At 63.9% G+C, this 13,341-nt stretch carries 9 protein-coding genes and 3 rRNA genes; 1 reads left to right on the top strand and 11 read right to left on the bottom strand.

Going from position 1 to position 13,341, the window contains the following annotated elements:
- Positions 1-30: 30 nt before the first annotated feature.
- The 5 genes from OG223_RS30300 to OG223_RS30280 form a co-directional block, all read right to left on the bottom strand.
- Positions 31-1,101 (bottom strand): lysophospholipid acyltransferase family protein, encoded by a 1,071-nt coding sequence (locus tag OG223_RS30300; RefSeq protein WP_329255384.1) that lies wholly within the window; start codon positions 1,099-1,101, stop codon positions 31-33.
- Between the two features lie 14 nt (positions 1,102-1,115).
- Positions 1,116-2,177: an NAD-dependent epimerase/dehydratase family protein gene (locus tag OG223_RS30295; RefSeq protein WP_329255381.1), complete on the bottom strand. Its 1,062-nt coding sequence runs from the start codon at positions 2,175-2,177 to the stop codon at positions 1,116-1,118.
- Between the two features lie 191 nt (positions 2,178-2,368).
- Positions 2,369-2,467 (bottom strand): 30S ribosomal protein bS22, encoded by a 99-nt coding sequence (locus OG223_RS30290; RefSeq protein WP_003948845.1) that lies wholly within the window; start codon positions 2,465-2,467, stop codon positions 2,369-2,371.
- A gap of 111 nt (positions 2,468-2,578) precedes the next feature.
- A complete protein-coding gene (locus OG223_RS30285; protein WP_004984898.1) occupies positions 2,579-2,791 on the bottom strand; it encodes a helix-turn-helix domain-containing protein in 213 nt (70 codons plus the stop codon).
- 129 nt (positions 2,792-2,920) lie between these two features.
- Positions 2,921-3,736 (bottom strand): phosphatase, encoded by an 816-nt coding sequence (locus OG223_RS30280; RefSeq protein WP_329255379.1) that lies wholly within the window; start codon positions 3,734-3,736, stop codon positions 2,921-2,923.
- Between the two features lie 209 nt (positions 3,737-3,945).
- Here OG223_RS30280 and OG223_RS30275 point away from each other — a divergent pair, with 209 nt between their 5' ends.
- On the top strand, positions 3,946-4,383 hold the full coding sequence (locus tag OG223_RS30275) for a spore-associated protein A (RefSeq protein ID WP_443073854.1): 438 nt from the start codon (positions 3,946-3,948) through the stop codon (positions 4,381-4,383).
- A gap of 281 nt (positions 4,384-4,664) precedes the next feature.
- Here the strand turns inward: OG223_RS30275 and OG223_RS30270 are convergent, their stop codons facing one another.
- From OG223_RS30270 to OG223_RS30245, 6 genes are all read right to left on the bottom strand, one after another.
- The gene (locus OG223_RS30270) at positions 4,665-5,837 is read right to left on the bottom strand and encodes an acetoin utilization protein AcuC (protein ID WP_329255373.1); all 1,173 of its coding nucleotides are present in this window, start codon (positions 5,835-5,837) and stop codon (positions 4,665-4,667) included.
- Positions 5,788-6,999 carry an MFS transporter gene (locus tag OG223_RS30265; RefSeq protein ID WP_329255371.1) on the bottom strand — a complete coding sequence of 404 codons (1,212 nt, stop codon included), beginning with the start codon at positions 6,997-6,999 and terminating at the stop codon, positions 5,788-5,790. Before OG223_RS30265 ends, OG223_RS30270 begins: the two co-directional genes overlap by 50 nt.
- 242 nt (positions 7,000-7,241) lie before the next feature.
- Positions 7,242-7,886, bottom strand: coding sequence for an HAD family hydrolase (locus OG223_RS30260; RefSeq protein WP_329255368.1), 645 nt, complete (start codon positions 7,884-7,886; stop codon positions 7,242-7,244).
- Between the two features lie 66 nt (positions 7,887-7,952).
- Positions 7,953-8,069 (bottom strand): 5S ribosomal RNA (gene rrf / locus OG223_RS30255).
- Positions 8,070-8,164: 95 nt separating this feature from the next.
- Positions 8,165-11,287, bottom strand: a 23S ribosomal RNA gene (locus OG223_RS30250).
- Between the two features lie 312 nt (positions 11,288-11,599).
- Positions 11,600-13,125, bottom strand: a 16S ribosomal RNA gene (locus OG223_RS30245).
- The 16S, 23S and 5S rRNA genes sit together here, the layout of an rRNA operon.
- Between the last annotated feature and the right edge of the window lie 216 nt (positions 13,126-13,341).

Raw genomic sequence — 13,341 nt, 5'->3', positions numbered from 1 at the left:
GCCGTTACAACCAGCCGGCCGTCAGGTTTCTCAGAAGAAGACCGAGCGTCGCTGCACCAGCAGCTTGTACAGCGTGTGCTGGATCTGTTCTCTCACCTGGTCCGTGAGGTTGAACATCAGCATGGGGTCCTCGGCCGCCTCCGGCGGGTAGCCGTCCGTGGGGATCGGCTCGCCGAACTGGATGGTCCACTTCGTGGGGAGCGGGATCGCGCCGAGGGGGCCCAGCCACGGGAACGTGGGCGTGATCGGGAAGTACGGGAAGCCCAGGACCCGGGCCAGCGTCTTGGAGTTGCCGATCATCGGGTAGATCTCCTCCGCGCCCACGATCGAGCACGGGATGATCGGCGCGCCCTTGCGCAGGGCCGTGGAGACGAAGCCGCCGCGGCCGAAGCGCTGGAGCTTGTAGCGCTCACTGAACGGCTTGCCGATGCCCTTGAAGCCCTCCGGCATCACACCGACCAACTCGCCCCGGCCCAGCAGCCGTTCGGCGTCCTCCGCGCAGGCCAGCGTATGACCGGCCTTGCGGGCCAGCTCGTTGACCACCGGCAGCATGAAGACGAGGTCCGCCGCGAGGAGGCGGAGGTGCCGGCCCGCGGGGTGGTTGTCGTGCACGGCGATCTGCATCATCACGCCGTCCAGCGGCAGCGTCCCGGAGTGGTTGGCGACGATCAGCGCGCCGCCCTCCGCCGGGATGTTCTCGATGCCCTTGACCTCGACCCGGAAGTACTTCTCGTACAGCGGGCGCAGCGCCGGCATCAGGACCTCGTCGGTGAGCTCCTCGTCGTAGCCGAAGTCGTCGACGTCGTAGTCCCCGGTGAGCCGGCGGCGCAGGAAGGACAGGCCGTGGGCGACCCGGCGCTCCAGGCCCCCCAGCACCTGCTGGATGTCCTCGTCCGGAGTCTGCTCCGGCTCTCGTTCCTCACGCGTCACAGGAACATCATCCTGCGCGAAGTCCCGGCCCGGCAGGGGCTGGACCTCACGGACCAGCGCGGGCTCGCCGTTCTTGCGCCGGCTCCCCGTGCTCCGGCGCCGCTGCGGCCGCTGCACGCCGTTCGCGCGGGACCGGTCGTCGTCGAACGGAATGACCTTGGCATCCGCCATCGTTGATGCGCTCCTCAGTTGGCGCTCGGCGTCGGGGGGTGGCCACTGCCCGGCAGGGACAGCGCGGCGATCCGGTCGACGGCCCCCGCGACGGCCGCCGGCGGCAGCAGCCCCGGGCCCTGGCCGCGCGCGAAGTCCGCGAAGGTCTCGGCGGTCGTGTACCGGGGCTTGAACCCCAGCGTCTCGCGCATCTGGACCGTCGACACGACCCGGCCGTGGGTGAGCAGCCGGATCTGCTCCGGGGAGAAGTCCGTCATCCCCAGCGTACGCACCAGGGAGCCCGCCCAGGTGACCGCGGGCAGCAGCAGCGGCACGGTCGGGCGGCCCAGCCGCCGCGAGCACTGGGAGAGCAGCAGGACGCCGTCCCCGGCGATGTTGAAGGTGCCGCTGTTGAGCGTGCCCCGCTCCGGGTCGTGCGAGGCGATCCGCAGGACGTCGATCACGTCGTCCTCGTGGACGAACTGCAGCCGCGGGTCGTAGCCGAACACGGTCGGCAGGACCGGCAGCGAGAAGTACGACGCGAGCGGCGAATCCGCCGTAGGACCAAGGATGTTGGCGAACCGCAGCACGCACACGGCGACGTCGGGACGGCGGCGGGCGAAGCCGCGCACATAGCCCTCGACCTCGACGGTGTCCTTGGCGAAGCCGCCGCTCGGCAGGGACTTCGGCGGGGTGCCCTCGGTGAAGACGGCCGGGTCGCGCGGGGCGGAGCCGTAGACGTTCGTGCTGGACTTCACCACCAGCCGCTTCACGACCGGCGACTTCTGGCAGGCGCCCAGCAACTGCATGGTGCCGATGACGTTGGTCTCCTTGACCGTGGTCCGGCTGCCGCTGCCCAGCGCGGTGCCCGTCACGTCCATGTGGACGACCGTGTCGGCGCCCGACTCGGCGAGCACCCGCGCGATGGTGGGCTGCCGGATGTCGGCCTGGATGAACTCCGCGCCCCCGAGATGGTGCCCGGGCACGACCGCGTCCACGGCGATCACCCGGTCGACCTCCGGGTCACGCTGAATGCGTCGTACGAACCGGCCCCCCAACTGACGGGCCGCTCCGGTCACGAGCACGACCTTCCCCAAGATCAGCGCCTTCCTTTTGAGTTACCCGTGTGCGGCCAACCTAGCGGTTCGGTGTTGCGCTGTGATGACCGCCCGACGCACGAGAACCCGAGTACCCACTTTCGGCACATGACACGGTCACGGGCATAACTGTGGCCCCCCACCGAATACGGTGGGGGGCCACAGGAGACGCTCTCGCGGCGCCGCGTCGCCTACTTCTTGTTGCGACGCTGCACGCGCGTGCGCTTCAGCAGCTTGCGGTGCTTCTTCTTAGCCATCCGCTTGCGCCGCTTCTTGATAACAGAGCCCACGACTACCCTCGCTCACTTCTCATCACTCGGTGCTGGGCATCATGGGCCCATACGACCTACAAGGGGCCAGCCTACCCGTCCGAGCGCTGAGGTCGTAATCGAGGTATCACCTCAGGCTGTCTCCACCCCCACATAACTCTCGCGAAGGTACTCGTGTACCGCTTGCTCGGGGACGCGGAAGGACCGCCCCACCCGGATAGCGGGCAGATGACCGCTGTGCACCAACCGGTACACGGTCATCTTCGACACTCGCATCACCGAGGCGACCTCCGCCACGGTAAGGAACTGAACCTCGTTCAGAGGCCTCTCGCCTGCTGCAGCCATGACACACCCGAACCTTCCGCACTCGACGGTCACCGGCTTCCCCTTCCGGTGACTCTTCGTCGTTGCGTGCTCACTCCCCAATGTAGGGGCGTGTGATGCGAGTGGGGAAGAGGTGCACCCATCGGCGGCCTACTGTGACAGACACGCTCGATTGAGTACGTAGCGGGTAAGCGGCCGGTAGTAAGCGGACCGCACGGCGTCATCAAGCGGAACTGCGACGGACACCGACCCCTCCGCCTCACCCACGAAGAGCGCGGGGTCGTCGGTATCCGCCAGCCCAATGGCCTCAAACCCGAGCTGACCTGCTCCGCAGACCCATCCGTGGTCCCCGATCACCAGCTCCGGAAGCACCCCGCCGGCCTCCGCCGCCGCACCCAGCACCGTCCGAACCGGGAGCGGTGAGTGCGTGTGTGCGCCCGGCTCACAACCGGTGCGTTCAGGGCCGGGTTCACGGACGAGCGCGACGCCCTGTACGTAATCAAGGTTGTACGTGCGTAGACCGAACCGCGTCGTTATGTCGACAGAGAGACCCTGCGCAGGGGTGAGAACAGCACATCCCGCCGCCGACAACGCGTCCGCCAACGCGGCGTAGAACCCGAGCAGCCGATGCGGATGCCCGGTGCCGAGCAGCACGGGTCCGTTGCGCTCCGCCACCGCACCCAACCGGTCGGCGAACGCGTCCAGGGCGGTCAACGTGCGCTCCGGGTCGATCACATCATGCCCGGAAGTGTGCGCCGGGTCGGCCGAAACCCCACACTTGTCCGCCATCAGACCGATCAAGTCCCGCTGTTCCCACGTCCATTCGGGATCGAGTCCGATCAGCACCCGGGGATCACGGGCGGCGAACGCGCGATAGCTCCGCAGACTCTCCTCCCGCGAGGTGGCCACGGGTCCGGCCAGCCGGGCGGCCAGCAGATGGGCGCGGAGCGCGCCGGTGGTCAACACGGAAGCGATGCTGACGGACACCGACACCGGGCACGCGGGAACGCGGGAAACACCGCGCGGTTGGCGTAACACCGGTGACGGAACGGTGACAAAAGCGGCCACAACCGTCGTACGGGTTCCCGGGTCTCATCTCACGTGGACGGCAACGACCAACCGTCCCAGGCAAGTTGATCATCAAGCACGCCAACAGGGGGAACACCACGATGAAGATGAAGCTGTCCCGTCGCACGACGACCGCCGCCGCACTCGCCACCCTGGCACTCGGCGGCACGCTCGCCGCCACCGCCCCGGCCTCGGCTGCCACCACCACCAAGGCGGCCGCCACCGCCACCTACAACGGCGCCTGCGGCACCGGCTACAAGGTCATCGACTCCACGCCGGTCGGCAACGTCGGCAAGGTCTTCCTGACCTGGAACGAGTCGACCGGCAAGAACTGCGCCGTGACCATCCGCAACACCCCGGGCTCGAAGATCCACATGGCCGTCGAGCTCAACATCGCCGTCGACTACGAGCACAACCCGGTCGTCGACAGCGGCCAGTACACGACGTACGCCGGCCCCGTCTACATGTCCGCCCGCGGCTACTGCGCCGTCTGGCAGGGCGTCATCGGCACGGCCACGGGCGGCGACTCCGGCCACTGCGGCTGACCCACGAACGCCGGGGGCGGCCTGACCGACCGCTCCCGGCAACCGGGCTTCGACATGGGCCGGCCGCACCTTTCAGTGCAGGCGGACACAATCCAGCCCGTCCGGCCGCACCTTTCAGCGCAGGCCGCACCTATCCAGCCCGTCCGGCGTTTGAGGACGAGGCCGTTCAGGCCGAAGCGGGGGTCTGGGGGCGGCGGCCCCCAGGGACGGGACGGGTAGGGGCGGCGGGGGCGAAATCCCCGCAACACCCGCCCCCACCCACCCGCACAACCACCGGAGACCTACGCCAACAACCCCCGCAACGGAAACACCGCCCGCCGAGTAGCCACAACAGCCTGATCAAGCCGATCCGCAGGGTCGTACCCCGACTCCCACCCGGCGTAAGCCACCGGCCACCGCCCATCAGTCATCCGCTGCGGCCCCAACTGCCGCGTCCGAGCGAACACTTCCTGCCGCCACCCCTCAGGGATCACCGCCTCGGGCGCGATCTCCCGCCCCGCGGCGATCGCGACAAGATGCGTCCACGACCTCGGCACCACCTCCACCACGGCATAACCACCCCCACCGAGCGCGACCCACCTCCCGTCCGCGTACTCGTGCGCGAGCTCATGACACGCCACCTGCACAGCGCGCTGCGCGTCCAGCGACACCGCGAGATGAGCGAGCGGATCCTCGAAGTGCGTATCGGCCCCGTGCTGCGTCACCAGCACCTGCGGCCGGAAGTCCGCGATCAGCTCCGGCACGACGGCGTGGAAGGCCCGCAGCCACCCCGCGTCCCCGGTCCCGGCCGGCAACGCCACATTGACCGCCGAGCCCTCCCCCCGCCCGGCCCCGGTCTCCTCCGGCCACCCCGTCTGCGGGAACAACGTCCGCGGATGCTCGTGCAAGGAGATCGTCAGCACCCGGGGGTCCTCCCAGAACGCCGCCTGGACCCCGTCCCCGTGATGCACGTCCACATCGACATACGCGACCCGCTCGGCCCCCAGCTCCAACAGCCGGGCAATGGCGAGCGAGGCGTCGTTGTAGATGCAGAACCCAGAGGCAGCCCCCGGCATCGCATGGTGCAGCCCACCCGAGAAGTTCACGGCATGCAGCACATCCCCGGCCCAGACAGCCTCAGCCGCCCCCACCGACTGCCCGGCAATCAGCGCCGACACCTCATGCATCCCGGCAAAGGCAGGATCATCCATGGTCCCGAGCCCGTACGCCCCGTCCGCCGACTCAGGATCAGCAGAGGCGGCCTTGACCGCCTCGACGTAGTCCTCCCGGTGAACCAGCCGCAGCGTCGAATCACCGGCAGGCTTCGCCGCCACCACGTCCACGTCCTTGTCGAGCCCGAAGGCATCGACGAGTCTCCGGGTCAGGTCGAGCCGGACCGGGTCCATCGGATGGTCCCGGCCGAAGTCATAGCCCGTTACTGCCTCGTCCCACATCAGCCGTGCGCGCCCGCTCATGCCCGTCACCGTATCGGTCCTCGTGCGGCGCGAACGAGCGGGCGTACACCAACGTCACCAGCACCAACACCATCGGCACGAGCATCGCCCCGCGATAACTCCAGGCATCGCCCAGCGCCCCCACCAACGGCGAACCGATCAAGAACCCCACGTAATTGAAGACATTGAGGCGTGCGATGGCCGTATCCGAAGCCCCCGGGAACAACCGCCCGGCCGCCGCGAAGGTCTGCGGCACCAGCACACACAGCCCGAGCCCCAGCAACGTGAACCCGAGCATCCCGACCCCGGCCCCCGGCGCCACGGCCACCACCGCGAACCCGAGCGCGGCCACCACCGCCCCCAGCCGCACCACTGCCACGGCCCCGAACCGCCGCACCCCGAGATCCCCGATCCCCCGCCCTACCAGGCACATCACCATGTAGACGTTGTACGGAACGGTCGCGACCTGCTCCGAACTCCCCAGCACGTCCTTCAGGTACTTCGCGCTCCAGTTGGAGACGGTCGAGTCCCCGATATAGGCGAAGGTCATCACCAGACACAGCGGCAGCAGCAACTTGAAGACCAGCGGCCCGGCCTCGGCCCCCTCGCCCTCCGCCTCCGGCCCGCTCCCGTCGACGTACCACCGACTCCCCACGAAGGCCGCCGGCAGCAACACCGCCACCACGGGCAGATACGACACCCACAGCGCGAGATGCCAGTGCGCCCCCGCCCACGCCAGCGAGGCCCCCAATATCCCGCCCAGGCTGTACGCGGCATGGAAGCTGAGCATGATGCTCCGCCCGTACGTCCGCTGGAGACTCACCCCGAGCATGTTCATCGAGGCGTCGAGCGCACCCACACCGAGCCCGAACGCGCCCAGCGCGACCGCCAGTTCGGCCATGCTGTCGCCCGCCCCGACCCCGAGCAGCGCCAGGAGGACGACGGGCTGGGACCAGCGCAGCAGCACGCTGGGACGTATTCGCTTCACCAACTGCTCGGTGGTCACACTCCCGACGCCGGCGAGGATCGGCACGGCGGCCAGGAAGACGGGCAGCAGCCCGTCGGAGACCCCGTACCGGTCCTGGATCGCGGGGATGCGTGTCACGAGCAGCGCGAAGGTGGCGCCCTGAGCGAAGAAGCTGAACGCCAAAGAGGCCCTACCGCGCCGCAGCACATCTGTCATGGCGGCGAGCGTAAGGGCCCCGGCGTACTCGTGGGTAGATCCAGCCAAAGATGAATTCGGTTCACCTTTATCGAGCGACGGCCGACACGGGAACAACCGCAGGTGCGGGGGCATCCCCGCCCGCCAGTTGCCCGTCGATCATCTCCGCCATCGGCCCGACCGCGAGCCCCCCGCTGACCACGGACGTCACGGCGATCGCACCGACAGCAGAACCAACCGTCCGGACCTCGACATGACAAAAGTCAGCCGAGCAGGTCAGACAACTCCCGCATATCACCGAAGAGTCGCGTGGCCCCACCAAGCCGCTCAGCAGGCGTCATGGCAGTGAACCCATACACATCCATCCCGGCCGCCACACCCGCCCGCACCCCCAACGGACTGTCCTCTACGACGACACACCGCTCCGGCGCGACCCCCATCCGCTCGGCCGCGTACAGGAAGAGATCCGGCGCGGGCTTCCCCCGCCCCACGTCCTCGGAGCTGAAGACCCATTCCTCCTCGAACCACTCGTCCAGCCCCGTCGTCCGATGCCCCACCCGAATCCGCTGATGGCTTCCCGACGACGCCACGCAGTACGGCACCCCGTCCGCGACCAGCCTCTCCAGCACATCGACGGCCCCGGCCACGGGCTTCAACTCCCGCTCGAACGCGGCGAATACGCGAGCGTGGAAGACGTCGTCGAAGTCGTCGGGCAACCGCTGCCCGGTCCGCTCCTCGACGAGATCGTGGACTCGGTGCATCGCGGCCCCCATGTAGTCACGGAGGGACTCCTCGTAGGAGGTCGGGTACCCGAGCTCAGTGAGATAGCCGGCCAGCAGCCTGTTGGAGATCGGCTCACTGTCGACGAGGACACCGTCGTTGTCGAAGATCACGAGGTCATAGCGCATACTGCTGAGCCTAAACGCAGAAAACCCCCGTACCGATTTAACGGTACGGGGGTTTTCGCAATATTTGTTCGGCGGCGTCCTACTCTCCCACAGGGTCCCCCCTGCAGTACCATCGGCGCTGTAAGGCTTAGCTTCCGGGTTCGGAATGTAACCGGGCGTTTCCCTCACGCTATGACCACCGAAACACTATGAAACAGACAACCGCACCACACCCCGCATAACCCAGGGGTGTGGGGTTGTTCGTGGTTTCAGAACCAACACAGTGGACGCGAGCAACTGAGGACAAGCCCTCGGCCTATTAGTACCGGTCACCTCCAGCGGTTACCCGCCTTCCAGATCCGGCCTATCAACCCAGTCGTCTACTGGGAGCCTTAACCCCTCAAGGGGGTGGGAACACTCATCTCGAAGCAGGCTTCCCGCTTAGATGCTTTCAGCGGTTATCCCTCCCGAACGTAGCCAACCAGCCATGCCCTTGGCAGAACAACTGGCACACCAGAGGTTCGTCCGTCCCGGTCCTCTCGTACTAGGGACAGCCCTTCTCAATGTTCCTGCGCGCGCAGCGGATAGGGACCGAACTGTCTCACGACGTTCTAAACCCAGCTCGCGTACCGCTTTAATGGGCGAACAGCCCAACCCTTGGGACCGACTCCAGCCCCAGGATGCGACGAGCCGACATCGAGGTGCCAAACCATCCCGTCGATATGGACTCTTGGGGAAGATCAGCCTGTTATCCCCGGGGTACCTTTTATCCGTTGAGCGACGGCGCTTCCACAAGCCACCGCCGGATCACTAGTCCCGACTTTCGTCCCTGCTCGACCCGTCGGTCTCACAGTCAAGCTCCCTTGTGCACTTACACTCAACACCTGATTGCCAACCAGGCTGAGGGAACCTTTGGGCGCCTCCGTTACTCTTTAGGAGGCAACCGCCCCAGTTAAACTACCCATCAGACACTGTCCCTGATCCGGATCACGGACCCAGGTTAGACATCCAGCACGACCAGACTGGTATTTCAACGACGACTCCCCCCGAACTGGCGTCCGAGGTTCAAAGTCTCCCAGCTATCCTACACAAGCCGAACCGAACACCAATATCAAACTGTAGTAAAGGTCCCGGGGTCTTTCCGTCCTGCTGCGCGAAACGAGCATCTTTACTCGTAGTGCAATTTCACCGGGCCTATGGTTGAGACAGTCGAGAAGTCGTTACGCCATTCGTGCAGGTCGGAACTTACCCGACAAGGAATTTCGCTACCTTAGGATGGTTATAGTTACCACCGCCGTTTACTGGCGCTTAAGTTCTCAGCTTCGCCCAACCGAAGTTGGACTAACCGGTCCCCTTAACGTTCCAGCACCGGGCAGGCGTCAGTCCGTATACATCGCCTTACGGCTTCGCACGGACCTGTGTTTTTAGTAAACAGTCGCTTCTCGCTGGTCTCTGCGGCCACCCCCAGCTCATGAAGTAAATTCAATCACCGGTGATGGCCCCCCTTCTCCCGAAGTTACGGGGGCATTTTGCCGAGTTCCTTAACCATAGTTCACCCGAACGCCTCGGTATTCTCTACCTGACCACCTGAGTCGGTTTAGGGTACGGGCCGCCATGAAACTCGCTAGAGGCTTTTCTCGACAGCATAGGATCATCCACTTCACCACAATCGGCTCGGCATCAGGTCTCAGACTATGTGTGATCCGGATTTGCCTAGACCACGTCCTACACCCTTACCCCGGGACAACCACCGCCCGGGATGGACTACCTTCCTGCGTCACCCCATCACTCACCTACTGCAGGTCTGGTCCGTCGGCTCCACCACTTTCCATTCCCCGAAGGGTCCGGAACGGCTTCACGGACTTAGCATCGCCTGGTTCAATGTTTGACGCTTCACAGCGGGTACCGGAATATCAACCGGTTATCCATCGACTACGCCTGTCGGCCTCGCCTTAGGTCCCGACTTACCCTGGGCAGATCAGCTTGACCCAGGAACCCTTAGTCAATCGGCGCACACGTTTCTCACGTGTGTATCGCTACTCATGCCTGCATTCTCACTCGTGAACCGTCCACCACTAGCTTCCGCTGCGGCTTCACCCGGCACACGACGCTCCCCTACCCATCCATACAGGCGTTGGCCCTATTGTATGAATGACACGACTTCGGCGGTACGCTTGAGCCCCGCTACATTGTCGGCGCGGAATCACTAGACCAGTGAGCTATTACGCACTCTTTCAAGGGTGGCTGCTTCTAAGCCAACCTCCTGGTTGTCTCTGCGACTCCACATCCTTTCCCACTTAGCGTACGCTTAGGGGCCTTAGTCGATGCTCTGGGCTGTTTCCCTCTCGACCATGGAGCTTATCCCCCACAGTCTCACTGCCGTGCTCTCACTTACCGGCATTCGGAGTTTGGCTAAGGTCAGTAACCCGGTAGGGCCCATCGCCTATCCAGTGCTCTACCTCCGGCAAGAAACACACGACGCTGCACCTAAATGCATTTCGGGGAGAACCAGCTATCACGGAGTTTGATTGGCCTTTCACCCCTAACCACAGGTCATCCCCCAGGTTTTCAACCCTGGTGGGTTCGGTCCTCCACGAAGTCTTACCTCCGCTTCAACCTGCCCATGGCTAGATCACTCCGCTTCGGGTCTTGAGCGCGCTACTAAACCGCCCTATTCGGACTCGCTTTCGCTACGGCTTCCCCACACGGGTTAACCTCGCAACACACCGCAAACTCGCAGGCTCATTCTTCAAAAGGCACGCAGTCACGAGAGTGCATGCAAGCATGCACTCCGACGCTCCCACGGCTTGTAGGCACACGGTTTCAGGTACTATTTCACTCCGCTCCCGCGGTACTTTTCACCATTCCCTCACGGTACTATCCGCTATCGGTCACCAGGGAATATTTAGGCTTAACGGGTGGTCCCGCCAGATTCACACGGGATTTCTCGGGCCCCGTGCTACTTGGGTGTCTCTCAAACGAGCCGTTAATGTTTCAGCTACGGGGGTCTTACCCTCTACGCCGGACCTTTCGCATGTCCTTCGCCTACATCAACGGTTTCTGACTCGCCTCACAGCCGGCAGACTGTGAAAGAGAGATCCCACAACCCCGTATACGCAACCCCTGCCGGGTCTCACACGCATACGGTTTGGCCTCATCCGGTTTCGCTCGCCACTACTCCCGGAATCACGGTTGTTTTCTCTTCCTGCGGGTACTGAGATGTTTCACTTCCCCGCGTTCCCTCCACACTGCCTATGTGTTCAGCAGCGGGTGACAGCCCATGACGACTGCCGGGTTTCCCCATTCGGAAACCCCCGGATCAAAGCCTGGTTGACGACTCCCCGGGGACTATCGTGGCCTCCCACGTCCTTCATCGGTTCCTGGTGCCAAGGCATCCACCGTGCGCCCTTAAAAACTTGGCCACAGATGCTCGCGTCCACTGTGCAGTTCTCAAACAACGACCAACCACCCGTCACACACCACTCACGCGATGCTTTACCGGGGTCGGCACTGAAGGCGGCTTCACAGCCGTACCCTCAGACACCCAACAGCGTGCCCGGCATCCCCACCGCTCTGATCAGCTTTCCACGCTCCGAAGAGCAGTACTTGCAGCCCGAGACGGACGGCGACACCGAATAATCAACGTTCCACCCTTGAGCAACCAGCATCAGACGTTCGCTGATGAACTGGCCTCTGACCTCACCCCGAAGGGATCGGTAAGAAGTGCTCCTTAGAAAGGAGGTGATCCAGCCGCACCTTCCGGTACGGCTACCTTGTTACGACTTCGTCCCAATCGCCAGTCCCACCTTCGACAGCTCCCTCCCACAAGGGGTTGGGCCACCGGCTTCGGGTGTTACCGACTTTCGTGACGTGACGGGCGGTGTGTACAAGGCCCGGGAACGTATTCACCGCAGCAATGCTGATCTGCGATTACTAGCAACTCCGACTTCATGGGGTCGAGTTGCAGACCCCAATCCGAACTGAGACCGGCTTTTTGAGATTCGCTCCACCTCACGGTATCGCAGCTCATTGTACCGGCCATTGTAGCACGTGTGCAGCCCAAGACATAAGGGGCATGATGACTTGACGTCGTCCCCACCTTCCTCCGAGTTGACCCCGGCGGTCTCCTGTGAGTCCCCGTCACCCCGAAGGGCACGCTGGCAACACAGGACAAGGGTTGCGCTCGTTGCGGGACTTAACCCAACATCTCACGACACGAGCTGACGACAGCCATGCACCACCTGTACACCGACCACAAGGGGGGCACTATCTCTAATGCTTTCCGGTGTATGTCAAGCCTTGGTAAGGTTCTTCGCGTTGCGTCGAATTAAGCCACATGCTCCGCTGCTTGTGCGGGCCCCCGTCAATTCCTTTGAGTTTTAGCCTTGCGGCCGTACTCCCCAGGCGGGGAACTTAATGCGTTAGCTGCGGCACCGACGACGTGGAATGTCGCCAACACCTAGTTCCCACCGTTTACGGCGTGGACTACCAGGGTATCTAATCCTGTTCGCTCCCCACGCTTTCGCTCCTCAGCGTCAGTAATGGCCCAGAGATCCGCCTTCGCCACCGGTGTTCCTCCTGATATCTGCGCATTTCACCGCTACACCAGGAATTCCGATCTCCCCTACCACACTCTAGCTAGCCCGTATCGAATGCAGACCCGGGGTTAAGCCCCGGGCTTTCACACCCGACGTGACAAGCCGCCTACGAGCTCTTTACGCCCAATAATTCCGGACAACGCTTGCGCCCTACGTATTACCGCGGCTGCTGGCACGTAGTTAGCCGGCGCTTCTTCTGCAGGTACCGTCACTTTCGCTTCTTCCCTGCTGAAAGAGGTTTACAACCCGAAGGCCGTCATCCCTCACGCGGCGTCGCTGCATCAGGCTTTCGCCCATTGTGCAATATTCCCCACTGCTGCCTCCCGTAGGAGTCTGGGCCGTGTCTCAGTCCCAGTGTGGCCGGTCGCCCTCTCAGGCCGGCTACCCGTCGTCGCCTTGGTGAGCCATTACCTCACCAACAAGCTGATAGGCCGCGGGCTCATCCTGCACCGCCGGAGCTTTTAACCCCCACACATGAGTGCGGGAGTGTTATCCGGTATTAGACCCCGTTTCCAGGGCTTGTCCCAGAGTGCAGGGCAGATTGCCCACGTGTTACTCACCCGTTCGCCACTAATCCCCACCGAAGTGGTTCATCGTTCGACTTGCATGTGTTAAGCACGCCGCCAGCGTTCGTCCTGAGCCAGGATCAAACTCTCCGTGAATGTTTTCCCGTAATCGGGAACGACACACACGAGAGCGGAACAGTCAGGCGGAATAAGCCCGACCGTTCACAGCGTCCTCGCTGTATGTTTTCTTCAAAGGAACCTCGTCCCAGACATCAGATGATGACTGGAGACGGGGTATCAACATATCTGGCGTTGATTTTTGGCACGCTGTTGAGTTCTCAAGGAACGGACGCTTCCTTTGTACTCACCCTC

Source organism: Streptomyces sp. NBC_01478 (assembly GCF_036227225.1).
Classification (GTDB): Bacteria; Actinomycetota; Actinomycetes; order Streptomycetales; family Streptomycetaceae; genus Streptomyces.
Note: the sequence above shows the minus strand (reverse complement) of the source record. Positions and strands in the feature narration are given on the sequence as shown.

What these genes read in the sequence shown, in the direction of transcription:
- OG223_RS30300 (WP_329255384.1), bottom strand. Translation starts at nt 1,101, where the DNA reads ATGGCGGATGCCAAGGTCATTCCGTTCGACGACGACCGGTCCCGCGCG.
- OG223_RS30285 (WP_004984898.1), bottom strand. Translation starts at nt 2,791, where the DNA reads ATGGCTGCAGCAGGCGAGAGGCCTCTGAACGAGGTTCAGTTCCTTACC.
- OG223_RS30275 (WP_443073854.1), top strand. Translation starts at nt 3,946, where the DNA reads ATGAAGCTGTCCCGTCGCACGACGACCGCCGCCGCACTCGCCACCCTG.
- OG223_RS30270 (WP_329255373.1), bottom strand. Translation starts at nt 5,837, where the DNA reads ATGAGCGGGCGCGCACGGCTGATGTGGGACGAGGCAGTAACGGGCTAT.
- OG223_RS30265 (WP_329255371.1), bottom strand. Translation starts at nt 6,999, where the DNA reads ATGACAGATGTGCTGCGGCGCGGTAGGGCCTCTTTGGCGTTCAGCTTC.
- OG223_RS30260 (WP_329255368.1), bottom strand. Translation starts at nt 7,886, where the DNA reads ATGCGCTATGACCTCGTGATCTTCGACAACGACGGTGTCCTCGTCGAC.